This window comes from Paraburkholderia phymatum (genome assembly GCF_038900715.1).
Lineage (GTDB): Bacteria > Pseudomonadota > Gammaproteobacteria > Burkholderiales > Burkholderiaceae > Paraburkholderia > Paraburkholderia phymatum_A.
In genome coordinates, this window is record NZ_JAYMRZ010000003.1 from 274,387 (window position 1) to 298,886 (window position 24,500).

General features: G+C 58.0%; 18 protein-coding genes and 1 pseudogene. 3 read left to right on the top strand and 16 right to left on the bottom strand.

Annotated features, from left to right (window positions below; all coding sequences use genetic code 11):
- Nucleotides 1–279 precede the first annotated feature (279 nt).
- Nucleotides 280–1,464 carry a porin gene (locus VSR68_RS07555; RefSeq protein ID WP_342939223.1) on the top strand — a complete coding sequence of 395 codons (1,185 nt, stop codon included), beginning with the start codon at nt 280–282 and terminating at the stop codon, nt 1,462–1,464.
- A gap of 122 nt (nt 1,465–1,586) precedes the next feature.
- Here the strand turns inward: VSR68_RS07555 and VSR68_RS07560 are convergent, their stop codons facing one another.
- Nucleotides 1,587–2,498 (bottom strand): proteasome-type protease, encoded by a 912-nt coding sequence (locus VSR68_RS07560; RefSeq protein WP_342939224.1) that lies wholly within the window; start codon nt 2,496–2,498, stop codon nt 1,587–1,589.
- Between the two features lie 74 nt (nt 2,499–2,572).
- On the opposite strand from VSR68_RS07560, the gene VSR68_RS07565 reads away from it, so the two are divergent.
- The gene (locus tag VSR68_RS07565; RefSeq protein WP_342939225.1) at nt 2,573–2,710 is read left to right on the top strand and encodes a hypothetical protein; all 138 of its coding nucleotides are present in this window, start codon (nt 2,573–2,575) and stop codon (nt 2,708–2,710) included.
- On the opposite strand, the pseudogene VSR68_RS42770 reads toward VSR68_RS07565, so the two are convergent.
- From VSR68_RS42770 to VSR68_RS07615, 10 genes and pseudogenes are all read right to left on the bottom strand, one after another.
- Nucleotides 2,692–2,968: pseudogene (locus tag VSR68_RS42770) on the bottom strand (IS110 family transposase); the annotation flags it as partial. The gene VSR68_RS07565 and the pseudogene VSR68_RS42770 sit on opposite strands and share 19 nt — an antisense overlap.
- Before the next feature lie 21 nt (nt 2,969–2,989).
- The gene (locus tag VSR68_RS07575) at nt 2,990–4,420 is read right to left on the bottom strand and encodes a hypothetical protein (protein WP_342939226.1); all 1,431 of its coding nucleotides are present in this window, start codon (nt 4,418–4,420) and stop codon (nt 2,990–2,992) included.
- An 88-nt stretch (nt 4,421–4,508) separates the two neighbouring features.
- Nucleotides 4,509–5,267, bottom strand: a complete 759-nt coding sequence (locus tag VSR68_RS07580) for a helix-turn-helix domain-containing protein (RefSeq protein WP_342939227.1) — start codon at nt 5,265–5,267, stop codon at nt 4,509–4,511.
- 777 nt (nt 5,268–6,044) lie between these two features.
- Nucleotides 6,045–7,082 (bottom strand): glycosyltransferase, encoded by a 1,038-nt coding sequence (locus tag VSR68_RS07585; RefSeq protein WP_342939228.1) that lies wholly within the window; start codon nt 7,080–7,082, stop codon nt 6,045–6,047.
- The gene (locus tag VSR68_RS07590) at nt 7,051–8,481 is read right to left on the bottom strand and encodes a glucosamine inositolphosphorylceramide transferase family protein (protein WP_342939229.1); all 1,431 of its coding nucleotides are present in this window, start codon (nt 8,479–8,481) and stop codon (nt 7,051–7,053) included. The genes VSR68_RS07585 and VSR68_RS07590 overlap by 32 nt, the downstream gene beginning before the upstream one ends.
- 96 nt (nt 8,482–8,577) lie before the next feature.
- Nucleotides 8,578–9,771 carry a glycosyltransferase family 4 protein gene (locus tag VSR68_RS07595; RefSeq protein WP_342939230.1) on the bottom strand — a complete coding sequence of 398 codons (1,194 nt, stop codon included), beginning with the start codon at nt 9,769–9,771 and terminating at the stop codon, nt 8,578–8,580.
- Nucleotides 9,772–9,864: 93 nt separating this feature from the next.
- The gene (locus VSR68_RS07600; RefSeq protein ID WP_342939231.1) at nt 9,865–10,653 is read right to left on the bottom strand and encodes a glycosyltransferase family 2 protein; all 789 of its coding nucleotides are present in this window, start codon (nt 10,651–10,653) and stop codon (nt 9,865–9,867) included.
- 79 nt (nt 10,654–10,732) lie between these two features.
- Nucleotides 10,733–12,022: a glycosyltransferase family 4 protein gene (locus VSR68_RS07605; RefSeq protein ID WP_342939232.1), complete on the bottom strand. Its 1,290-nt coding sequence runs from the start codon at nt 12,020–12,022 to the stop codon at nt 10,733–10,735.
- Between the two features lie 97 nt (nt 12,023–12,119).
- Nucleotides 12,120–13,430 (bottom strand): hypothetical protein, encoded by a 1,311-nt coding sequence (locus VSR68_RS07610; RefSeq protein WP_342939233.1) that lies wholly within the window; start codon nt 13,428–13,430, stop codon nt 12,120–12,122.
- 169 nt (nt 13,431–13,599) lie between these two features.
- Nucleotides 13,600–15,849: a GNVR domain-containing protein gene (locus VSR68_RS07615; RefSeq protein ID WP_342939234.1), complete on the bottom strand. Its 2,250-nt coding sequence runs from the start codon at nt 15,847–15,849 to the stop codon at nt 13,600–13,602.
- Between the two features lie 324 nt (nt 15,850–16,173).
- On the opposite strand from VSR68_RS07615, the gene VSR68_RS07620 reads away from it, so the two are divergent.
- The gene (locus VSR68_RS07620; protein WP_342939235.1) at nt 16,174–18,384 is read left to right on the top strand and encodes a glycosyl hydrolase family 28-related protein; all 2,211 of its coding nucleotides are present in this window, start codon (nt 16,174–16,176) and stop codon (nt 18,382–18,384) included.
- Nucleotides 18,385–18,485: 101 nt separating this feature from the next.
- Here VSR68_RS07620 and VSR68_RS07625 read toward each other — a convergent pair whose 3' ends face one another.
- From VSR68_RS07625 to VSR68_RS07645, 5 genes are all read right to left on the bottom strand, one after another.
- On the bottom strand, nt 18,486–19,286 hold the full coding sequence (locus VSR68_RS07625) for a transglutaminase family protein (protein WP_342939236.1): 801 nt from the start codon (nt 19,284–19,286) through the stop codon (nt 18,486–18,488).
- A 13-nt stretch (nt 19,287–19,299) separates the two neighbouring features.
- Complete coding sequence (locus tag VSR68_RS07630; RefSeq protein WP_342939237.1) at nt 19,300–20,250, bottom strand: alpha-E domain-containing protein; 951 nt, start codon at nt 20,248–20,250, stop codon at nt 19,300–19,302.
- A gap of 130 nt (nt 20,251–20,380) precedes the next feature.
- Complete coding sequence (locus VSR68_RS07635) at nt 20,381–21,790, bottom strand: circularly permuted type 2 ATP-grasp protein (RefSeq protein ID WP_342939238.1); 1,410 nt, start codon at nt 21,788–21,790, stop codon at nt 20,381–20,383.
- A 370-nt stretch (nt 21,791–22,160) separates the two neighbouring features.
- A complete protein-coding gene (locus VSR68_RS07640; protein WP_054919981.1) occupies nt 22,161–22,613 on the bottom strand; it encodes an HU family DNA-binding protein in 453 nt (150 codons plus the stop codon).
- Between the two features lie 229 nt (nt 22,614–22,842).
- Nucleotides 22,843–24,375, bottom strand: coding sequence for a PLP-dependent aminotransferase family protein (locus VSR68_RS07645; protein ID WP_342939239.1), 1,533 nt, complete (start codon nt 24,373–24,375; stop codon nt 22,843–22,845).
- Nucleotides 24,376–24,500: the final 125 nt, after the last annotated feature.

The following is a 24,500-nucleotide window of genomic DNA, read 5'->3' on the forward strand; positions in this document are numbered from 1 at the left end:
TCCGCATTTGATTAGACAACTTTCTTACACATCTCTTGCACGAGAGCGCGTAATCGATACCGACTTGCACGATCACTGTCATAAAAACAACAATAATGCATGGTCAACGATTCAATATTGCCGAAAGAGCAACAATCGTTCACATGCCTGCAACACAAGGACCCGACCGGGCTGTCACATTTTCGATACACCTTAATTTTTTTCAGTTCTTACACTTGGAGACACTGCGCTATTCTCCGATTCGCAACAACGAAACCAATCATCTGCGTGGAGAAATGGATGAAACGAATCGCACTGTCTACCCTCTCGCTGGCACTGCTCGGCGCTGCAGGCGCAGCACATGCACAAAGCAGCGTGACGCTCTACGGCTTGATCGATGAATCGATCCAGTACGTTCACAACGCGAACCGCGCGAACCAGAACCTGTGGCAAATGTACGCCGGCAACATCCAGGGCGACCGCTTCGGCCTGAAGGGCACGGAAGACCTGGGCGGCGGCCTGAAGGCAATCTTCCAGTTGGAAAGCGGCTTTGACGTGAACTCGGGCAAGATGGGCCAAGGTAGCCGTCTGTTCGGCCGTCAGGCATATGTCGGTTTGACGCACGACGCGTACGGTACGGTGACGTTGGGCCGCCAGTACGACCCGCTCGTCGACATGGTTCAGCCGCTGACGGCTGACAACTACTTCGGCAGCACGTTCACCACGCCGGGCGACGTCGACAACAACGACAACAGCTCGCGTACGAACAACGCAGTCAAGTACGTGTCGCCGGTCTTCAGCGGCTTCCAGTTCGAAGGCATGTACGCGCTGGGCGGCGTCGCAGGCGCAACGGGTTCGGGCCAGACGTGGTCGGGCGCGGCAACGTACGGCTTCGGTCCGTTCAGCGTCGCAGCTGGCTACATCCGCATGGACAACGGCAGCACGGCGGCAAGCCGCGGCATCGCGCCGGCGGCGCCGGCAGGCGTGTGGGGCTCGGGCGCAACGTCGGACGGCACGTTCGACTCGCAGATCAACGGCGGCTACGCGTCGGCCAAGTCGATCAGCATCACGTCGGCTGCTGGACAGTACGTGACGGGTCCGTTCACGTTCAACATCCGTTACAGCTTCGCGCAATACAAGCCGGACGGCTTCTCGGCGTTCCACGAGCAGGAGAAGTACCACGTTGCTGGCGCGTTCGCTGGCTACCAGGTCACGCCGGCGATGCTGGTCGGTCTGGGCTATACGTACACGCACGGCGCAGGCGACACGTCGGCGAACTACCACCAGGTTTCGCTGGGTGGCGACTACTCGCTGTCGAAGCGCACCGACATCTACCTGCTCGGCGCATACCAGCACGCAAGCGGCACGCAGCGCGTCACCTCGACGACGACGCAAGAGGCAGGCGCGTCGGTCGGTTCGTACGGCAACAACGCAAGCGACAAGTCGCAAGAAATCGTCAGCCTGGGTATCCGTCACAAGTTCTAATACGAAGAACGAATGGCGTACGGCTCGAGACGTCGAGCCGTATTTCAGAAGCCAGCCAGAGGCGCAAGCCGAAGGCTGGTTTTTTTATTGGTGCGGGCTGTTTCGAGCCCCCGCGCCCTGGATCAACCGCGCGCTTTGGGCTTGTCGGATTGCGCCAGGGTCTGTGCCGGTCGCACACTGGCATCCACAGGGGTCTCGTCGACATCGGCGTGCGACGCGCCAGGCGCGCGATACAGCACCATCTCGCCGATATGTCCGTCGCGCGGCACATCGCTCGCGCTCTGCCAGTCCGGCTCGGGAATCTCGCTGAACACCTGCCGCAGCCGATCGCCCCACGTGCGGTGAATCATCTGGTAGTACGTGTTGTCCTGATCGATCGACACGAAGCGCGTCACGCGCAGCGCATCCTTTTCGTAGACGAGCAGATCGAGCGGCAGCCCGACCGAGAGGTTCGAGCGCAGCGTCGAATCCATCGAGATCAACGCGCACTTGGCGGCTTCGTCGAGCGGCGTCGAGGGCACGAGCACACGGTCGATGATCGGCTTGCCATACTTCGACTCGCCGATCTGAAAGTACGGATTCACGCGTGACGACTCGATGAAATTGCCCGCCGCGTAGATCATGAAGAGACGCGGACGCGGCTGCCCCACGCCGTTGCCGCTCGCGCCGCCATCGCGGATCTGGCCGCCGAGAATGAAGCTGCAATTGAACTCGACGCCGAACGCCTGCAGCGCGTTCGCTTCGCGCTGATGGACGTCGCGCACCGCCTCGCCGACGACGCGCGCGGCATCCGCCATCGTCGAGACGGTCCATAGCGTAGGCCGCGACTGATCGGCGGGCTCGGACAGTTCGTGCAGCACGGCCTGCGTGAGCGACAGGTTGCCTGCGCTGAGCAGCACCAGCACGCGATCGCCCGGCTCTTCGAACACCGACATCTTGCGCGCCGTGCTGATGTGATCGACACCGGCGTTGGTCCGCGTGTCCGAGAGGAACACGAGGCCTTCGTCGACGCACATCGCCACACAGTAGGTCATTTCGGTACTCCCGCGTCTCTCGCGATCTCTCGATGTCTCGATGTCTCGATGTCCCGACGATAGACGACGTGCGGATGGGCTACCGGATCGCCCGGAAAAAGCCCGTCGCCATCGGCTTTGGCGACGGGCTCGCTTTTACGCTCTCCTTGCATGGTACTGCATGCGGTTGTGGTGCAATTCTGTCCGCGCAAAAAAGCATGGCTGGCGCCTGATCGGCCCAGTGACGCTAGCGCAACCGTAGCTGTTTCGATCGATGCCCGGCTGCCTTCCGGCAGGACCGCACCGAATTCCCTGGAGCAGTCGACGAAGCTGGTTGACCTGCATGACGCGAATCCGGGCCAGTTGCCGGCGTATTCGGTGCAGCGCCAGCATCGCCCGCTGGTTCTCAGTCTTGACGGCCAGGAACCCATGCCCGGACGCTGTGCGGCTTCCCGAGTCGCTGCGGCGTCGGCCGCGTCACTCTTGTTCGCGCATGCTCATGGTGACGATGGCTAGCTGTGTAGCCTTCGCGAGCGCTTTTGCTTTGTGTCGATCAAGAAATAACCCGCATTCTGTATGCGGCGCGCTATAGTGCGCATCCTTGTTCTTCGCATGATCCTCGTGACAATGTGCAGCACGCCGATAGTCACCATCGGAAACAGATAAAACCACGCAATCAGGATGATCGGACCGCGCATCACGAGATAAAGCGTGGTGAGCGAAGCAAGGTACAGGCCGCACTCTATGCCCAGAGGACTGTCAATCTTGACACGAGCGTACATACGATAAGCAACCGATGTGAGCAACAAATAACCAAGGTTATAAATCAGTATTCCGAATAGCCCCGAATCGATGATTCGATCAAATAGAAAGTCGAAGTACATCGGCGCCTTCACCACATGGGCTTCATAAAGGATAGCCGATATGTCGAAATTCGGCTTATCGGGAAAGAGGATACGTGGTGTGAACGAACTCGCAACCTGCATGAACCAGTATCCGTGGTGATAGAGATGGTGATCGATGACGTATTGAACGTAGCTCAGATAGTCGAGCGTCGCGTCCGCATGTGCCATATAGTTGCTGTTCGTTACGGAAGATACGAAGTCCGGTACCGCTCTCATGTCGCCGGACAACGCTTCGAAAAGCGACATTTTCATTTGTTTTTGCCAGTCGGCTAATAGGGCTATCAGCAGGATTCCAGCGGCCACCAACGCAGTGCGGACTGACAAGACTCGTCCATTCAAACGAGGACAGGTGACGAGCAGAGCGAGTCCCGTGACAACCATGGGTACGAGCATACTGGTACGATTCGCAGCCCCCACTGAATACACCGCGCTTGCATATCCGCACGCGACAGTTAGCGCAACCCATCGCCGCTGATTCGCATAGCCAAGCTGGGTCGCCGCGAACGCCACCAGCATGAATGAGCCGAACATCGAAGCCAAAGGCAGCGACGACAGATCGAGTTGTACGGCCGCGGCATAGGCAAAGCTAGTGAGGACGAACATGGAGAACGCCAGTTGTCCAGGTCCTTTGTCAAAAAAATTCTTGTTCGGGTATACAACTACTACGTTCTTCTTCCAGAAGAACAGTACAAGCAACGTCGAAAGAAGGACGCCGTAGCCATAAATCGTCAATGCACTGGTGTAGCGTTGAAGCTGGAAACCGTCCTGAAAAAGCAGGACGAGGATGCCGTAACAATGCGTGAATGACCATGCAGTGAGCGCGAAGAGATATACCACTCTGTAGTCGAGCAATGACCGATAACGACACGCCACTGAAATGAACATACACAACGGAAAAAGAATGCTGAAAACAGCGCCTAATGCCGCATCGACGGCCAGCAGAATGGCGAGGTCGAAGCCCACGAACATGGAGATCAGCGGCATTCGTCCCATTCCGCGCGAGAACGTCATACCTCTGTCAAGCGTAGATTGGGCCACGAACGACTCCTGTCTGCATGAGTTCAACATGACCTACCCGCGCGCAGTTGCGCGCGGGCGCTTAACAGGCGCACAAACAGAAATCGATTCAGGCGTCGGGGCGCGCGTACGATCTCGTTCCGTAGCGCAAACGATATTCGGTTGGTGGCATTCCAAACCGCTTTCGGAAAATTTTTGCGAGCCGGGTGCCACACGTCATACCGCATCTCCTCGCAATCTTGTCAACAGGCAACTGACTTTCAATCAGCAATTGACAGGTTTTTTCAAGCCTGGCGCACAGTAGATATTCGGATGGCGTCACACCGAGCTGCTGACGAAAACGGCGCAAGAAATTGCGCTCGCTCATTGCAACAGTACGCGCCGCATCGGATACGGTAATCACATTCTCCAGGTTCGACTTGAGCCAAGTTGCAGACGCGTGAATCTTTTCGTCGATCCCCAGTCCTTCTTCTGGCGAGTCCCGGTGCATCCGAGCCCCCGGATCCTTGAACCGGAAATGAATTTCAATGGCTTGACTGCAAGCTGGTTCAACGTCTCCATCCATGTACACCCATCCAGTTGCGATCAGTTCATATGGCGGCGGCCCATGCCCGGCGACCGAAGCGAGCAGATCAAAAGTAAGAGGCTGAAGCAACAACCGGAGACCATGCGCTCCTTTGGAAGTAAATACAGGCACTTGCTTGGCTGCAACCCTGTCGATCAAGTGAAGCTGCCGGGCAATGTCGGAGCGAACAGGAGTAGCGCCCGCATGCGCCGACATTCGAATCGGAACAACCGACGAAGCGTTCCGCAGTGAGCCCAGATCCTCGGACATCTCAGCAAGGCTCGTTTTCTCAAACTTGTTCATTCTGGCTTCCTCGTATCTAATGCGCGGTCAAACAGATCGATACGCCAAACAGGCGCGGACCTCTCAGCACGCTACGCCTTAGCTCTGCGCAACCGCGGTGGGTAAATGAGACGTACATCGGACCAGAAGTCTCACGATTTCAAATCGAAAATCACCCATAGAGAACGCTGCCCGAGAGTTCCGGACGTTTTTCAACGACGGAAGCAATGAAAAGCTTCTAAGGAGAAGACCAACTACACTTTCCTACGATCGCTCCGACAGTGAACTCACCCCGGGACTCGCGCGACACGCCACGCGGCTATTTAGCCGATGTTCACAAGTAAGACACAAAAATCGTTGACGAAGCAGGATTAAAAAACCTCGGCGCTCGAATCGCAAGTCAATTATTATTATTATGTTTTCTTGTTTTCGATTTCATAACGATGCATCTCCATACCAGTAACGCTAACAGATTCTATAAAAAATCTATAGCGCCGAAACCGGCACGGATATTTTTGCAGATAAGCTTAGGCTCCAAAATTGGCCAGCATTTAGCCGCCAACAAGAAAAAATGACGGCCTATCGCAACGGCAATAAAATCCGGTCGCGTTAGGCGTTTTAGCGCCGCTTTTCAGGATGTGATATGTAACCGAATCAGAACATTTCAGGAAGGCATCAATTGAAAACGTCTGATCGTTGAAGATGGTCGGCTGAAAACGACCATCATTTGGCCGCTCAAATCAATGTCAACATCAACCAGTTACACGGCTGTCTATAAGATTTGGTGCGGACAAGCGCTCACTGCGTAAGCCCGCGCAAATCCTTACGGCGGGTACATTCGGCTGCGCACGCATCGATGATTCCCTTGACGACGTTGCTGGAATCAAATTTCAACACGGACGCACGCACTGCCGAACCTTCGGGAAGCTGGCGATCGCCCTTCACGACGCCTTCCAATATTAGGGCCAACTCTTCCACCCGACCGGCTCTATAAAGCCAGCCGTTGACACCTGTTTTCACGATGTCGCGAGCACCCGCGCAGTCAGAACTGACACATGGCAGTCCCCTCGCCATCGCTTCTGATAAAACCATTGGGAACCCTTCAAAGCTCGACGTCAAAACGAGCGCAGAAGCGGACTGAATGTTCTCCCAAGGATCGGCCTTCCATCCTTGCCATTCGATCCGATCCGCCACGCCGTACTGAATTGCACAGTTCATCAGTCTTTCGCGGTCGGGTCCATCTCCTACGATCGTTGCCTTCCACGCTCCGCCGACACGCGCGAGTGCAATAACGAGATCCTTGATATTTTTCGGATATTCGTATGTCAGGCGACCGACATACAAAAAACGGCTCTCCGCATGCGGACGAACTATCTCACGCGAGTTCTCCGTTACATCGACTGGATTATGTACGAGATAGGTGCACTGCCCTTGCAATTCGGCAGCGTTCGCGATCAACCTCTCGTTGGCCGTGTTGATGCACAGATGAAAGTCCGCTGCGCGAAGTTCCGATACGTGCGCACGTTCTAGCGCCTCATGAAACCACGCACCTATCGGTGCCTCGGATAAGAAGAGTGATCTTATCGGTCGCGCAATTTTTAGTGCTGCACCATCGGCGCACAGAAGAACATCGGGCTTGAACCGCCGCAAGACGATCGCAGATTGAAGTGCATATTTGAGGTAGCGTTTCCAGCGGCGTTCGCGCGGGGTTCCGATCACGCAATGATCCAGACCTTGCAGCCAGCCCTCATGCATTGATCCGCCCAACAGAAAAAGTTTGCCCTTATGCCCCTGTCGGGTTATCTCAGCCAGAACGCGCGCTATCACCGTTTCCATTCCGCCCCGCCCAAGGCGGCCGAAGCACAAGATCGCTATTCTCATGGCCCTTCCTCGAGGGTGTGAAAAGCCGTTTCCGCGGTTTCATCCAGCGGCTCAACCTTCTTTTTACGTCGATTACCGCAAGATCGCCCGTCCTGTTCCAGGTGTGCACGCCGTCGAAGCCTTCTGGTGGCTCCCCGTTGCGCCAAATGCGCTCCGCGTATGTCGTCCTGGTAAGCTCGGTAATCTCGCAAAAACGTATAGCGCCACCGTAACTGTGCTCGCAATCCTGAGCCGGACGGATCAATCTGTTCCGTCGATCCCTGAAGACGTTTCCCGCCATTCTTGCCGACCGGCAATCTGACACGACGGGGTTTAGCGGATGCGGCGTCCAAGGCCCAAAAGGGGTATCGGCGTAGTAGAGAGACAGCTCGTCGTAGTTCGGCTCTCCATGTTTGGCGACACTGGTCCACATCCACCACGTGACGCCGTCCTGAAAGAGTGTCGTATCGGCAGCTATGACATCATCGAGCAGGATCTTGTGCAGTACCCAGGTGATGGGAAACTGCGAAGCGCGATACACCTCTATGGTCCTGTTTGCCGACGTCTCCGGAATCATGAAGATCGCGCCGCCATACTGAAACAAAAAAGGATATGAAAGGTGATAGGGTTGGCGAAGCACGACTTTCGGCGCGTCGATGAATCGCTTCCCCAAAGAGTCGAGCATTACGTGGCTGATAACGCCACGATTTTCTTCATAAGACAGTTCTTCGAAGAACAGATGGTATTGCCCTGATTCATCCTTCCATAGAAAAGGATCGGCATAGAAGTGATCGTCGCGTTCGGGCAGATGGTGCCAATCCAGTTCCCACAGGGCAGTCGGCAGCGACTCTTCTAGATGAAGACCCAACTTCATCAACATCCGCTCGCTTTGATCATGCTCGAACCGTTGCGTGGCGAGCGTCCAATGCTCTTCACGGTAGAGGAGAGCGGTCACTTTGCGCCTTCCCCTATTGAACAGATGACGCGCGCCGAAACGCAAAACCTCGCCTGCGGACACATGATCGACGGCGTCCGGTATTGCTTCGGCGACTACGCCCCTATCGCGGCGTGCGATACCCGGATCTCGCGCGCGAAGCAACAGCGTCTTGCAGCGACGCATACATTGTTCAAGCGATATGCAAAAAAAATCCTTTGCTGGCAACGCAACGTAGGATTCCGCTAGCACGCGATGCACCGTTTTGTTCGGGCATTTCTCCACAACCTGGATGTGTGGTGTCTCCCGACGCAGCAACATATTCCACAACGCAGCCACACCGGGCCTGCCGTTGAACAGAACGATGAAATCTGAATCGAGCTCGGCGTCCATTAGCGACTGGTCAAATGTCCGCCGTGTTGTATGTCGTTCGATCCACATCCAGATCTTCAGCGATATAGGGTATCGCCCCGTAAGCATCACCTCTCCTTTCGCTCCGTAGTGGTTGGGCCGGTGTCCCGATGCAATCCCGGTTCATCATCCCAATGAAGTCACGACGCGCGCCACAGGGGCATCGTTGGCATGCGGGCGGTAAGTCGACACCAATCGTTTCATGACTTCCAGCATCGCTGAGCCAGCCGCCGACCAGTTCAGCCTCGTTGAATACTGCTGGAATGCGCCAACGCACAAGCGTAGATATTTATCGCGCTCACGCAACGTATTCACGATGTAATCCGCCCATACTTCCGGTGAATCGTCCAACGCAAAGAGGTTCCCGTTAACTCCGGGTAGGACTGAAGTAGGTATTCCACCCGTCTTATTCGCAAGAATTGGGACGCCAAAAGAACACGCTTCCGAAAACACGTTCGCATTGCATTCTGCGACAGCGGGATGAATAAGGAACGTCGCGCGCGCAAAACAGGTTCGAACGGTACTCGCCTGTGACTCGTCACTGCTGGACAGAAACCCGTATTCCGTCGCCCACTCGCGTTTTGCGCCCGGCCTGCATCCAATGATATCGATGAACGCTTTAACGCCGCGGCTGCGCAGGTTTTCGGTTACTGCCAACGCAAACTCGCCGTTCTTTCTTTCCCAGGCGACGCCGACAAAAAGTAGCCTTATTTCATCACAACGCAAGCGATCTACTGAAAGGCTTCGAACTGTTGACTCTCCCAGTCCGCTTGAGAAGTTGGAACCGAACGGAATGACGCGCACGTTCGACGGCTCTAGCGCGTACAGCGATATGGCACGTTTCGCCGCCCAATCGGAAGTGAATACGGCCAGATCGCACGCCTTCAGCGAGATCCTTTCAAGCATGTCGCCGTCGCGCCTGTTACGTGCCGTCATCTTGTCGAACTCGGGGTAATAGTCGACGATGCCGCCAAAGCTCGTATCGGTCCAGATGATCTTCGGTACTTGGGTCTTCAAATAGGTGACAGCGATCGCGCCGGGCGAGAGCACCAGGTCCACATCGAGTTCCCGTAGTCTCCGGCTTGCCTGTTCCGAATAGGACCGCACTACCGATGGCTCGCGCTCCAACTGATGAAGATTCCCTCCCAGCCTTGCCCACAGCGCGCGCACCAGTGCGGGCGCATCTGGCGCTTTGCGAAGACTGCCGATATTGACAATTTCCGCGCCTGCGCTGGCAAGCGCACGAGGGATCTGATAGCCCGCACCCGACCATGCATTGGGATCGTGTGCGTCATAAGGCGTGACGTAGGCAATCTTCATTTCAATTTCCTTCAGGACAAGCTGTTTTCAGCGGCGGAGGTGTTCATCACGGAAGCCGAGCAGGTGCCTCACTAATCGCGCGGCCGTTTCCGCTTATGCATAACCTCTAACCTTCGAACGAAGCAGGATGAACAAGATCGTAAGTTGCTTTGGTCCCCACAGCAGATGACCGACTCGTTTATCGAACGCTTGACGCTCTCTGCCCATTGCGTCCGCAAACAGGCGCACATATTCGTTGTCGAGATTTCGCATGTATTCGGGGCCTCCTGTGATCGTTTCTGCGTAACGGCGGAACGCGCCAAGTGGTCGTGATATGCCGTAGAACCGTCGCCCTTGGAGCTTGAAGCGCAGAAAAAGCTCGGCATCCCAACAGATTCGATTGCTCTCGTTAAACCCGCCCGCTTCCTCGTATACGGACGCGCGAAAGAAATAACCCTGCTGAAACAGATTCATCGCCTGATAGGCGAAAAACCGCTTACCAAATGAGGACGGAAAATATCGCCGGATAAGCGCGTCTTCCTGATCGGCAATGTATCCTCCCCCGTGCAACACGTCGACAGCCGGTTCCCGATCGAAGAACCCACTGACGAAACGGAGTGATCTGGGAAGCAGAAAGTCGTCGGCATTCACAAAGCAATAGATTTGCCCCGTTGCCTTCCTGAAGCCGTTATTCAACCCGTCGGCTGGTCCTCTATCTGGTTCGTAAACCCGAACGACGCTGTCTCCATACGAATCGATAATGTCGCGACTGCCATCTGTGCTGCCAGGGTCTACGACGATCATCTCGATAGGTACGCCGTCTTGCGACAGGACGGAATCGATGCATCGGCGCAGATATTTCCCCTTGTTGAAGGAAATCGTCACCACGGAAATCCTGTTCACCAGCGTTCTCCCGTACGTAAATCATCGGTTTCGGACGATCGATACCAACCAACGGCCTCGAGTCCCGTTTGAAACGACGTCAGGAAATGGAGTCTGTTTCTATGTTTTCGGTGCGGCGCTTATGATGATCGGCAAGTAGCCGCCGATACAGCGCATCCAGTTGATCACCGTACGTAGCCTGGCTGTATCGACTACGCACGAATACGCGATTTCGTGCACCGATCTCTCGCACCACCGATGGAGCACGCAGCGCCTTCGCAATCGCCACTCGAAGTGCTGCCGCATCGCCGGGTGGCACCAGTGCGCCATGCACGCCGTCCTCAACGACGCTTCCGGCATTGGGCGTCGTGATCACATAGCATCCGCAAGCGAGCGCTTCAAAAACAACACGCGCAGAACCCTCGGCCAAAGACGGGAAAAGAAATATCGGTGTCGCCGACATCAATTCACCCAACTTCTGCCGGGAAATGAACCCCAGGTGGTTCACATTGGGGCGAGAAAGGAAACCTTGATAAATATGCCGCTCTTTCTCGTTGATGCCACCCGCAACCGTTAGCACCCAGTCCTCTGGAGGCATTGCTTCCAATGCCGCAATGATCAGGTCGAACCCCTTTCGCCTGGATACTTCGCCGGCAAAGAGAATATGACTGGCTTCGGCGGGCTGCACCTTAGGAACACAGTCGACGAACTTTTCGTCCAGTCCTTGATAAACGACGCTAATCTTGTCCTTGTGCGTGCGATCCGAAATCAGCGTCGTGCGCACCAACTCGGAATTGACTAGCACGTGATCTGCCGCTTCAATATCCGCCAATACCCGCTTCCACATGGGCGACAGTTTCGATTCGGCGATCAGATCCGGTGTTGGGACACGTCCGCCGTTATCGACCATGAACTCGAGTACCAACGGACTCACGATCGAGTGATCGCAAAGACATAGCATGCCCATGCGCTTTGCAAGATGTACCGAACTGCCACCATATCCCGCCCGATAGTGATAGATCTGCGCCTTACTCCGCGCAATCGGGCGACGCGCAAGCCAGCCGTATAGCTGAAGTCCCAAGCTTTGCAGTCGGTTGTTGATATCGTGAAGGCCCAACAGCTTTCCGCACGCGACACCGGACTGGATAAACAATTCGGCTAACCAGACCGATCTCACCTTGGAATCGGGTAATCCTGTGCTTGCGCGATCGAGAAATCTCGCCACGGGTGGGCACAGTGCGGCAATCCGTCTGGCTACCGGTTCCATCAATCTGCCAGTTGGATACGCTCCCGTGAGAAACAGGTCGAGCGCCCCCCGCCGCGCGGCTTCAACGGCGGCAGAAACCAGATGAAACCGGAACACACCATTCGACACGATCACCTTGTGCATGGCCAGCCCATTCAATTCGTCATACTAACTATTAAATGCAAACCTTCACTTAACGCGTTAACCAACTAAAAATATTTCTATATTTGCAGCTGTCCGTTCAGGGAGTAGCCAGACCTACCTCATGAGTCGCCTGGTATCGACCAAAAAACTGCCTGACGTATATAAAGCACGTCGATGCCATGATGAGTTCTGTAATAAGCATGGCGAAAGACGTGCCTTCTACACCGGTCCATCGTCCCGCGATATACGCCACCGCCAGGCTAAATGCGGACGCCGTAACATAGATCATTGACACATGGCCTAACTGATTTACCGCTGTGAGCAGAATCAATCCAATTTGCCAGACGCCTGAAAACGCTGTGACAAGTAAAAGAATGTTGAAAAGAGTTGGAATGTAAGCGATCTTTCCGTGCGTCCAGATCGAGAGGATGACCGGCGAGGCAAAATACAATATCAATGCGGCTACCAGTGAGGCGGTCAAGGTCGCAAACGTACCGTATCGATATAGCTTTTGCATCGTCCCGTAAGCGCGCTCCCCGTACCGGCGTGAAAACTCGGGCCAAAGCACACGGCTCAGCATGTTAACAGCCTGAAATCCGACTCGGGACAGGGTTCGATAGGCACTGAATACGGCAAGTGTCGGTGTGCCGAACATCGTCCCCACCAGCAACACCATGCCTTGCAGGCTCAACGCGTTGGCGGCAGGCAATGACAAATAGGACAATCCCGGCAAAATCATCCCAGTCAGTTCGGTACGGCTTGCTCCGCGCGTATTCCAGCGATAATCCCTGTAGCGGCGAATCACATAAATCCAGGTCAGCAAGTTGGCAAGTAGACGTCCGCATAGCAGTCCAAGCCCAACGTCAAACAACGATCGGCCCACTACGAGCCCGACTATGCTACCGATCCATTCACTCAGACGGGCCAAATTCAAGGCAATGATGCCCTTCGCGTATTCATCGCTCGCGCGAAAAACGGCTTCGAAAAGCCCACAAAATACGCACATCAGCGAGGTAATGAGCAGCATCGACAGTGTCAGTCGATGCTCGACCTCCGACCCAGTGTCTCCAAACGTGAAAAGCCAGAGCCCGGGAAGCACGATTGCACCCGCGACAGCGATCGCAAATAGTGCGAACGCCAGCAAACTGTGAAAAACGCGTTCGGCCGCGCGGACGTCGCCACCAGCAGCAAGAATGGTCATCTTGTTCATGCCGACAGATAGAATTCCGACGTCCATCGCAGACATATAAGCAGGTATGGCAGACAGCATCAGCCACTCGCCGTACAGCGAAATGCTCCAGAAATGCAGGAAGATGGGTAACGACAGCAATTGAATTGCGATCGTGACGGCCTGGCCGAAAGCATTCGCGCCTAGCCCCATCGAAATCCTGTAGATTGCTCGTTTCATCTCGCCCCTGCGGCATCGAAGTGTCGGCTTCGCAAGCCGACACCGATCAGTTAAAACAGGTTTTCCGTCGGCATGGCACTCAACCGCGCACGCCACGCCTGGCGACAACATTAAAATGAATGTTGGTGATTATTGTTATGTGGTTACGCTCAACCAAATACGGGCACGGTCAAGCATGATCGGTGACGGAACCACCTGAATACGTGTAATAGCGGGAGTAACCCGTCGCGTATCCCTTTGCACTGCGGCGAACATCCGTTACAAGAATGCCATCGAGTTCAACACCGGCTTGCTTGAGCCGTTTATTGATTTCCGCTATCTCCTCATCGGAGTGCGCTCCATTCCGTATGGCAAGCAGATTTACAGTCGCGAACTTGCCGATCAGCATTGCGTCCGTCACGGCGAGTACGGGAGGCGTATCGACAATAACCAGGTCGTAGTGACTGGCCAGCTCTTCGAACGTGCGTTTTGCTGAGGGCCGAAGCAGCATCTCATCGGGCGATACATAGAGCGAGCCTCTACTCAGGAAATCGACGCCCGGCATTACGCCTTGATGGATGAGTCCCGCGACAGGATGCCCTGCAAGCGCGTCCGTCAGTCCTGCGCGCTGTTCAACCCCGAAGTTCGCGTGAAGATTTCCGCAACGCATGTCCGCGTCGATCAACAGCACGCGTCGGCCCGCGACAGCGGATACAGCCGCGAAATTCACGGACAGGAATGACTTGCCCGCACCCGTGCGAAGCCCTGTAATCATCACGATGTTGCGTTCGTTCACTTCTATATCGATTGTACCTTGCAACGCCACTCTCAACCCACGAAGACTTTCGATGGCCTCATCCTGAGGCGCATTGAGCGCGAGGACCCGTTCGATAGCATTGCTCCCACGGGCGCGTCGCTGGATCTGCTTCTGACGCGTGCTGCGAGGTACGACGGCGAATACGGGTAGTCCCGCCGCGCGCTCGATCTCACGTGAGCGGTCCGCATGCTCAACGAACAGCGTGCGCGCTTTGGCAACTACAACGCCCGCAAGCAGCCCCAACGACACTGCGATCGTGATAATCAGTCCGCGTTTTGGCTTGATGGGTTTTTCCGGCACCATTGCACGGTCCACGAGCCGGGCACTGCCTAACTGACCCGCTTCGATCACCCTCAACTGTTGAGCGTTGTTCAACATGCTCGTGTAAAGCTCGTTATTCACGCGTACGTCGCGCTGCAGGCGCAGCACGTTTTGTTCGGTATCGGGAAGATGCGCCACGCGTTCTGCCAGTCGAAATTGTTCCTGCTTCAACAGTGCGATCTGTTTATCGATCGTTGAAATTGACGGGGCCGATGCAGTGAAGTGCTGCAGGATTTCGGCTCGTTGCTGTTCGAGTGCGATCGTCTTCGCGCGATTGTCTGCACCTTCCTTCACGAGTTGGCGCCCTTCTTCGCTTAGATCAATCGTGCCATTCTGATTGCGAAATGCGTTGTACCGTTCTTCGGCGCGTTCCAGGTCGCTGCGCAAAATGGGCAGTTGAGTATCCAGGAAGTCGAGCGAACGGCGTGCTTCCGCAGACCTGCGCTGCACATTCTGACGAATGTATTCATCCGCCAACGCATTAACGACGCGCGTGATCTGCGTTGGATCGGAACCGTCAAGAGACAGCGATACGACGCCAGTCTCTTTCGTCTTCTCGGTCACGAAAAGTGCCTGTTGAAGCCCGTTGATGGTTTCGAGTGTGGAGTCGCGCCGGAGCTTGAACTGGCAGTGAGGTGTCGCGATCAGTGTACCCACCTGAAGTTCAATTGGCCCCTTCGCGGTGTCAACGCGCAAGATCTGGCCGACTCTGCCGCTCCCGAGTAATTTCCCGTCCGGACCTTCCAGATCAAATAGCTCGTCGCCTCGCGCAATCAGAACGAATTCGCGACCTTCAAATGCGCGCGGAACGTCGAAACGCGAAACAGTAATCTTCTCGCCACCCCATGCGTATCGTGAGAGCCCCAGAACGGGCGCAGCCAACTCGTCGTCGCTGTCTTGCGAGGCCCACTTTTTACCGATAAGCGGGAAATAGCGCGGGGAAACGTGGATGTAAAGTCGCAGATCGCTTACGGCTTCCGAAATGACGAGCCGCGAGCGCATCAACTCCATTTCCGTGTCGGCAGTTGTTTTTCCGCTGGAGTTAAAGATCTCCTCGACTCGTCCAATTCTCTCGCGATCTCGCTCCCGTTCGGAAGGTCCACCGCCTTCGACCTGAATGACGGCGTCTGAACGATAAACGGGTGCAGTAAAGCACGCGTACGCGAGGCCCAATGCAAACACGATCGACGCTACGGCCGAAACGAGCCGCCAGTTTTCCGCGAGCCACGATAATTGGTCTATAAACTGGGTTCCATCATCGTAGCCCGGTTGGTGTCGACGTATATCAATGGGTTGGCTCATAGCGTGTTGGTTTCCCGGTTTCCGCAGCGCTTAGTATTGAGCGCCGCAGAACAGGCGCTTCACCCCAGGACACAGTCATTCTCGTGCTGCGCACGGAGCTATTTGCTCCTCATTGCACACACGCGGTCGATGATATTCACATCGGGTCGCCCGATAGCTTTCCTTGACCGATGCTGCCAACATGTTGGCGGGTTAAGAACCGCGAAGCGGCCAGTCCTTCAGTTTTTAGAAAATCAGCGCGGCTATGCTTGATACTGCCGATCGAAGTCGGCGTTGGAAGGGTCAGTCAAATAGTCCTGGACGAGCTTAATCGGAGAGTCCCAATTGCCCACCAGAAGAGACGCGCTCAAGGTGTGTCTGGCCAGTTGTTCGCTCGCGGTTCCGGGGCATGCTGAAGGGCCATCTTCGAATCGCGAGGCAGCGCATACAACGTTGCGCGAGCAGACGAAGCGCGCCGGCAGCACCACGTCGCGCTGGGAAGCGCGTTGTATGAGTTCGACCGATTCGTTGGCGGCTAGCGTTACATCGAGCCATGGCGATCCCGTCGATGTCAGGAAATTCGGCGCGCGCGGAGACGGACGAACCGACGACACGGCTGCAATCCGTGCCGCAGTTGCGCACGCATTTCCTGCCGGAAGAAATGTCTATCTTCCTGCTGGGCAATATTTACTCAGCGACACCCTCGAACTGTCGCATCGGTACGCCAGTACCGAAGGCGATATTGCAAACAACGTGATCGCCGTCACGTTGACAGGCGACGGCCCCCACTCCACCTGGTTAATCTGGGCCAGCAACATTCCGCTCACGGTCGCTCGCAAGGCAATGATCATTCTCGAAGGCTTCATTGGACTGCAGCGCCTCACACTAGCTGGCGGCCGCAAGTACCTGGGTGGATCGACTCACACGCCATTCTTCGGCATCGTCTGCAAAGGAACGTGCTGGCGGAATATGTTGCAAGAGGTCGACATACGGTATGTCGCCGTGTGCTTTTCCGCCGGGGTAGTACGACGATATGAAAACAGCAGACACCACGGCATCGAAATCGATCCGGATTCGGGCGGTATCGAGCTGAATGTGGATTTCGCACAGATGCGTATCGCCAGTTGCGAGTTCCGCTCGGAAGTCGTGGAATTCGCTGATGGTACGTGGAGCCCGGCGACAGTCAAGGACAGCCGGGGGCAATCGCTCGTCGAGCAATGTGTTGCGCTCGAAGTGGGACGACAGCAAAGCGTGAATATCGAATTCGATACTTGCGTGTTCGACAACGTCAATACAAAAGCACTTCACACGATTCGCTTTGCCAATGCGGGCGATGTGATGTTTCGCAACTCACTGCTGTCCGCACCTTCAATCTCCACCGTCAATACTTATGCCATTCACGAAGAAACCGACTCCGGAGGCTCCAACATTTATCTCGACCATTGCTATTTGATCGGGGGGGTTGCATCGCTGAGAACCACGCAAGGAACTTTGCGCATCCGCAACAGCAACGGCGAAAACGTTTCGCCTGACACCGCGTTGAACGGCGTGGCGGAACTCATACGGGTCATCGGACAAGGCACAACTATCGATATTGACGGCTTCGACATTGGCCGTGGCATTCATGAAAAGCAGCTGACGCTGAGCTACGCCGACCAGTTACGCGACGCGACAACCAATCCCGCCGGCAATACCACTGCGGCCTATGATCGTCGCCTTTACTCTCTGCGCAATATCACCGGCGTTTCGAAAATAAGGTGCGGTCACGAAACGTTTGCGTTCTCATCGCGCGTCGAAGCGGTGACGAGCCTGTTACCCGATTTCACGGCTGAACTTGGCAGACGTCGCATCCCGGCGTCTTACATACTGAACGTTTCGGACGATGCCGATTGCCGCGCAGGTTTTGCATCGGCGGTCCAGCGCGGCGGTCAATGGATGTACGGCGCAACGCTTGACGCGCACAACTGTATCTCGTGGTTTGTGGACGTCGACGCGACCACGTGCTACGACTTCTCAGTTGACGTACACGTCGAACTCCGCCAAAGCGGCGCACCCACCGGTGGCGACGTCAACATTGTCGCTACGTTCCATGACAAGGACAGGCATCTGATCGGCGATGGACCGAATTCGGGCGTTTTCCTGCTTGGCGGCGTTACGCCCACGAACGGGTACGGCTTTCTGCAAAGCGGGACCACGGTCACTATCCACTCGCAGCACGTCGTTCCGCCGGCACGAGCGGCATTTGCGCGTATCGAGATTTCGATTGATCCTCCCACTTCCCGATATGCGTCCGCGGCGATCGGCAATGTTCTTTTTGGACCCGCCGGTGCAAATCTGATCTTGCATACGGCGCTTGCCCCGCAACTTGGCGCCGCCGGCATGCCGTCGACGGGCGTCTGGCAGCGCGGCGATTTCGTGCGCAGATCGTCTTCGACGCCTTCCGGATCGCACACGAACGATCCGCCTTCCGTATTCGGCTGGCTTCGCGAAACAAACGGTGACTCGAACGTCGCCGGTGTCGACTGGCTTCCACTAGGTGGTCTGTCTACCGATTGAGGGCGCGAAACTCCTGCGCCAACTCGCCGGGGAAGTGTCTATGCGACAAGTTCTGCGAGCAGAAATCGACGCACAAAGCAGGGACGGCGACCCGCACGCCCCTACTGCCCCACCTGCCCCTTCACCGCAACCGACACATCGAGCGTCTCTTCCAGCCCGCCAATCCTCCGTCCGCGCACAGGCGAGGCCGCTTCGTAATCGCGCGCCGCCGCGAGCCGGCAATACATCTCGCTCGCGAACGCTGCATGCGTCACATCGACGGAAATCCAGCCCAGGCCCGCGAGCCACACGTCGACCCACGCGTGACTCGCCGCATGCTCGATGTCGCCGGGTTCGATATAGCCGCTCACGTAGCGCGCCGGCAGGCCGCGCGCGCGGCAGCACGCGAGCATCAGGTGCGCGTGATCCTGGCAGACGCCCTTGCCGAGCGCGAGCGCCTGCGACGCCGTGCTCGCCACGCCCGTTACTCCCGGCTCGAACGTCACGCGATCGACGATCTTCTCCGCCAGCGCGATCAGCGCCGCCGGCCTGTCGAGCGATGGCGCCGACGCAGCCAGATCGCGAATCGCGGAATCGCACTCGGTCAGCCGCGTCGCGCACGTGAAATGCTCGAGCGGAATCGCGCCCGCGCCATCGCCGAGCCGCCCGTCGATCAGCGGAAAAGTGTCGATTTCGCCGGATACGTGCACGCGAATCTCGTCGTGCGGCTTGTTCAGCACGAGCGTATGCAGCACGTTGCCGTAGGCGTCGAAGGTCGAGTCGAGCTTGCCGGGCGCATCGAGCGTCCAGCGCCGCACGACCTGCGAAGCACCGCTCGACGGCGTGAGGCGCAACTGCTGGATCGAATAATGGACCGTCGATTCGTAACGGTAGGACGTGTCGTGGCGGATCGAGAGAAACATTGAGGAGACTCCGTCATGCAACAGGCAGCATCAGATAGGTCCGCGCGACCATGTTGCCGAGTTCGAACACGCGGGCAAGGAACTGCGTGAGCCACGCATGCAGGCCGGCTTCGAAGATCTGCCGGATATCCGCGTAAAGCAACTCGGCGCGCAGTTTGCCCGCGAAGCGCTCGCACTGGTTCGAGCCTTGCGTGCGCAACATCGCGAGGTTCTCGCAGACGCCTTCGAGCGACGCCAGCAGCGAGCGCGGCATCTGCGAGTTGAGGATCATCAGCTCGACCACGCGTGCGGGCGTCACGACATCGCGATACACCTTGCGGTAGATTTCCAGCGCCGACACCGAACTCAGAATCGACGTCCAGTAATAGAAGTCTTCGAGCTGACGCGCGGCCTCGCGCGAATTCGGCTCGGCGTCGGCGAAACGCACGTCGAGAATTCGCGCCGTGTTGTCCGCGCGCTCGAGGAAGGTGCCGAGTTGCGTGAAAAAGAACGCGTCGTCCTGCAACGCCGTGCCGATCGTCACGCCGCGCGACAGATGCGAGCGGAACTTCACCCATTCGAAGAGCGCGGCGGGATTGCTCGCCACCTGGCCGTGGCGCGTGCGCTCGTTGAATTCGAGCCACGTGTCGTTGATCGTTTCCCACCACTCGGTCGTGAGCGTGCCGCGCACCGCGCGCGCGTTCTCGCGCGCCGCCTGCAGGCACGCATGAATGCTCGACGGATTCGCAGGATCGGCGACCATGAAATCGAGCACGTTTTCGCGCGTCGGCTCCGAATGGCGCTGCGAGAACGCGTCTTCCAGCTCGGAGATGCGCAGCACCGAACGCTGAGCGCGCTCTTCCTGCTCGGGCGTCTGCGGCAGCAGTTGCGCTTTCAGGTTGATGTCGAGCATGCGCGCGGTGTTCTCGGCGCGCTCCATGTAACGGGCCATCCAGAACAGATGATCGGCGGTGCGGCTCAGCATGTCGGCTTTCCGTGTTGATAGGGCGCGCTTTCGTTCAGCGTGATGGGGAGCGCGCCGGGTTGCCCGCTTTTCGCGCGGCGTCCGTCGCGATCGGCGGACGCCCGCTCTTCGGAACATCGGTCGAATGCGGTCAGTCGACCATCCAGGTGTCTTTCGTGCCGCCCCCCTGCGATGAGTTGACGACGAGCGAGCCCTCCTGCAACGCGACGCGCGTGAGCCCGCCCGCGCACATCGTCACCGTCTTGCCCGACAGCACGAACGGACGCAGATCGATATGGCGCGGCGCAATGCCCGCTTCGACGAACGTCGGGCACGCGGACAGCGCGAGCGTCGGCTGCGCGATGTAGCCCGCGGGCTTCTCGATCAGCCGCTGGCGGAACGCCTCGATTTCCGCCGACGTCGACGCCGGCCCGACCAGCATCCCGTAACCGCCCGCGCCGTGCACTTCCTTGACGACGAGTTCCGGCAGATGCGCGAGCGTGTACGCGAGATCGTCCGGCTTGCGGCACTGGTAAGTCGGCACGTTGTTCAGGATCGGCTTTTCGCCCAGATAGAACTCGATCATCTCGGGCACATACGGGTAGATCGACTTGTCGTCGGCGATGCCCGTGCCCATCGCGTTCGCGAGCGCCACGCGGCCCGCGCGATACGACGTCAACAGGCCCGGCACCCCCAGCGCCGATTCCGGACGGAACGCGAGCGGATCGAGAAAGTCGTCGTCGACGCGCCGGTAGATCACATCGACGCGTCGCGGCCCCTGCGTCGTGCGCATGAACACGTAGTTGTCGTCGACGAACAGGTCCTTGCCTTCCACCAGCTCGACGCCCATCTGCTGCGCGAGGAACGTGTGCTCGAAGTAAGCGGAGTTGTACATGCCGGGCGTCAGCACCACGACGACGGGATCGTCGACGCCCACGGGCGCCACGGAGCGCAGCGTGTCGAGCAACAGGTCTGGATAATGCGCGACGGGCGCGATGCGGTTCTGCACGAAGAGTTCGGGGAAGAGCCGCATCATCATCTTGCGGTTCTCCAGCATGTACGAGACACCCGACGGCACGCGCAGGTTGTCTTCGAGCACGTAGAAGTCGCCGTTTTCGCCGGCGCGCACGACATCGACGCCCGCGATGTGCGCATAGACGCCGAGCGGCACGTCGACGCCCTGCATCTCCGGCCGGTATTGCGCGTTGGTGTAGACCTGATCGGCGGGCACGACGCCCGCACGCACGATCTTGCGCTCGTGATAGACGTCGTGGATGAAGAGATTGAGCGCCTGCACGCGCTGCCGCAGTCCCGCTTCGAGCGTCTGCCACTCGCCGCGCGGGATGATGCGCGGAATCAGATCGAACGGGATGAGGCGCTCGGTGCCGGACAGATCGCCGTTGACCGCGAACGTGATGCCGACCCGGCGAAACAGGAGATCGGCTTCAGCCCGCTTTCTCGCGATCGCTTCGTTGCCCTGCTGCACGAGCCAGCGTTCGAACCGCTGATAATGCGGCCGCACGGCGTCATCGTGATGACGCATCTCGTCATAGCATCGCATGTCACGCCCCACTCTTTTTGTCGGATCGAAGGCGAATGCGCTGCGCATTCGGTTGTCGATCACGTTCAAGCAAGCGTTATGCCATTTGCTTTACACGCGCGGCGCGCAGCGAATGCACTCGAAGCGCGCACGCGATGGGCAGACGACTCGACGCCATCGTAGCGCGGCGGTACGCGATGCGCCACTAAAGTGCGTGGCGTCGCGCGCGCGGCTCGATTCGATGCAGACGCGAACCGTCTTTGGGAATGTGACGCGGTGCAGGGACGATGCAGTGACGAATACGTGCAGACAAAAAAATCCCCGCACGCTTGCGCGTTGCGGGGATCGGGATGAACGCGGCAGCGGTTTGCGCCGCTGCCGTCGACATCGATTACGCTGCTGCTGCGTCCTTCAGCTTCTTCAGCGCGCGTGCCTTGATGCGCACGCTTGCCGGCTTGGCCGGGAACCAGCGCTCTTCACCCGTGAACGGGTCCTTGCCGAAGCGCTTCTTCTTCGCCGGAACAGCCTGAACGACGATCTTCAGAAGACCCGACAGCGTGAATTCGCCGGCGCCCTTCTTGTGAACCGAACCGAGGATCGTGTCTTCGAGAGCAGCCAGAACTGCCTTCGCCGACTTCGGCTCGACGCCTGCACGCTCCGCAACGTGTGCAGCCAGCGAGGCCTTCGTGAAGGTGTCCTTGATCGGCGACGGAGCGCCGGACGCCTTCACGGCGACCTTCTTAGCCGTGACTTTCTTTGCGGGAGCAGCAGCTTTCTTTGCAGCAACCTTCTTGGTCGGTACCGTAGCAGCCTTCTTGGCTACCTTTTTTGCGGAAGTCGCCATGTTTCTCCTACCTCTAGGGTTCAGTAAAAGCGAGAAGCGCACGCGATATGCACACGCTTCAAGGCCGGATTCTACAAGCGCTTTTGGTTTCTGAGCGAATCTTTTGTGTGTAACGGTTACGGTTTGTTGCGCGGCGCAGACTAGCTCGCGCATTTCACGCCTTTTTTTAAGGGGTAAACGTGAACGGCAAGCGAATTCGACACACCTGTCCAGCGCGAATCGTCGAGACTCAAGTCCTTGATTCGACACGCGGCATCAGCTTTGCGAGCTTCGTGAGCGCCGCGTCGATATGCTCCGCCTCGATGCCGCCATAGCCGAAGATGAACCCCGGCCGCTGTTTCGCGCGGACGAAGAAAGGCGCGAGCCCGTGCAACGCAATCGACTCGTCGCGCGCGGCTTCGATCACGGCTGCCTCCGTGATCGGCGCCTTGAGCATCGCGACCAGGTGAATACCCGCCGCCGGCACGATCGGCTCGAACCAGCGCGCGAGGCCGCCTTGAAGATGAGCGAGCAGGCACGCGCGACGCGCGGCGTAGAGTTTGTGCATGCGCTTGACGTGCTTCGCGAAGTCGCCGTTCAGCATGAAACTGCCCAGCGCCGTCTGGGTCAGCGAGCAGCCATGCCAGTCGCCGATCTGCCTCGCCTTCTTCAGCGTGTCGAACAGCGACGCGGGCGGCACCGTGTAACCAACGCGCAGCTCGGGGAAGATCGTCTTCGAAAACGTTCCCACGTAGGCGACGAGGCCCGCGCGATCGAGGCTTTTCAAAGGCTCCATCGGCCGGCCTTCGAAGCGGTATTCGCAGTCGTAGTCGTCTTCGATGATGACGGCGTCGCGTTGCTGCGCCCATTCGAGCAGTTCGACGCGCCGCGCAAGACTCATCGGCATGCCGAGCGGAAACTGATGCGACGGCGTCACGTAGACGAGGCGCGCGTTCTTCGGCAGCTTGCTGACGATCAGGCCGTCGGCATCGACGGGCACGGGCACGACCCTCGCGCCCACGGCCGTCAGACACGCGCGCGCGGGCGGATAGCCAGGATCTTCGATAACGGCGACGTCGCCGGGACGCAGCGTGACGCGCGCGATCAGATCGAGCGCATGCTGCGCGCCCTGCGTCACGATGACGTCCTCCCAGTTGCTCGCAACCGCACGGCTGAACGCGAGATAGCGCGAAATCGCAAGCCGCAGCTCCTGTTCGCCGGCGGCATCGCGATAGATGCCGCGTCCGCGCGACTGCACGCGCAGCGCGTGATTCACGCAGCGGCGCCAGACGTCGAACGGAAAATGGGACTTGTCGGTGATGCCGCCGATAAACTCGAATGACCCGCCGAGCGTCGGCTGCGGACCGAGCACTTCGGGCACGGCGGACCACACCGGCTGCGCGCGGGCGCTGGACTGCGCAGCCGCGCTTGTGCCATGCATGCCATGCATGCCATGCACGCCGTGCGCGCCCGGCGTGCCTTGGGCGCCGAGCGCGTCATGCGCGGCGCGCGCATGCGCCGAACGTTCGGCGGGCAGGCGCTGCAATCCTTCGGCGACGAACGTGCCCGAGCCCGCGCGCGCGTTCAGGAAGCCCTCGGCGAGCAGGCGCTCGAATACGTCGAGCGTCGTCTTGCGCGACACGCCGAGTTGTGTCGCGAGATCGCGCGTCGACGGCAGTTGCGTGCCGCCCGCAAGGCGGCCTTCGATGATCCCCGCCCGCAGTTGCCGGTAGATCTGCCCGGCGAGATCGTGGCGGCCCTCGACGGCGATGTGGATGTCCATGTGGTCCCGTTGCTTCGCTTGCTGTGTTTTTGCAAGCTTACCGTGGGAATCGGCGGCCGGGTCCGCGACGGGTATCGGCTGATTCGTCCACAGGCGCCGCGCAAAAACAAAAGGCGCGCCCAACG

Coding starts and splice junctions, on each gene's coding strand:
- VSR68_RS07555 (WP_342939223.1), top strand. CDS start 280: ATGAAACGAATCGCACTGTCTACCCTCTCGCTGGCACTGCTCGGCGCT.
- VSR68_RS07560 (WP_342939224.1), bottom strand. CDS start 2,498: ATGACCTACTGTGTGGCGATGTGCGTCGACGAAGGCCTCGTGTTCCTC.
- VSR68_RS07565 (WP_342939225.1), top strand. CDS start 2,573: ATGGGCTACCGGATCGCCCGGAAAAAGCCCGTCGCCATCGGCTTTGGC.
- VSR68_RS07580 (WP_342939227.1), bottom strand. CDS start 5,267: ATGAACAAGTTTGAGAAAACGAGCCTTGCTGAGATGTCCGAGGATCTG.
- VSR68_RS07585 (WP_342939228.1), bottom strand. CDS start 7,082: ATGGAAACGGTGATAGCGCGCGTTCTGGCTGAGATAACCCGACAGGGG.
- VSR68_RS07590 (WP_342939229.1), bottom strand. CDS start 8,481: ATGTGGATCGAACGACATACAACACGGCGGACATTTGACCAGTCGCTA.
- VSR68_RS07595 (WP_342939230.1), bottom strand. CDS start 9,771: ATGAAGATTGCCTACGTCACGCCTTATGACGCACACGATCCCAATGCA.
- VSR68_RS07605 (WP_342939232.1), bottom strand. CDS start 12,022: ATGCACAAGGTGATCGTGTCGAATGGTGTGTTCCGGTTTCATCTGGTT.
- VSR68_RS07610 (WP_342939233.1), bottom strand. CDS start 13,430: ATGAAACGAGCAATCTACAGGATTTCGATGGGGCTAGGCGCGAATGCT.
- VSR68_RS07615 (WP_342939234.1), bottom strand. CDS start 15,849: ATGAGCCAACCCATTGATATACGTCGACACCAACCGGGCTACGATGAT.
- VSR68_RS07625 (WP_342939236.1), bottom strand. CDS start 19,286: ATGTTTCTCTCGATCCGCCACGACACGTCCTACCGTTACGAATCGACG.
- VSR68_RS07630 (WP_342939237.1), bottom strand. CDS start 20,250: ATGCTGAGCCGCACCGCCGATCATCTGTTCTGGATGGCCCGTTACATG.
- VSR68_RS07635 (WP_342939238.1), bottom strand. CDS start 21,790: ATGCGATGCTATGACGAGATGCGTCATCACGATGACGCCGTGCGGCCG.
- VSR68_RS07640 (WP_054919981.1), bottom strand. CDS start 22,613: ATGGCGACTTCCGCAAAAAAGGTAGCCAAGAAGGCTGCTACGGTACCG.
- VSR68_RS07645 (WP_342939239.1), bottom strand. CDS start 24,375: ATGGACATCCACATCGCCGTCGAGGGCCGCCACGATCTCGCCGGGCAG.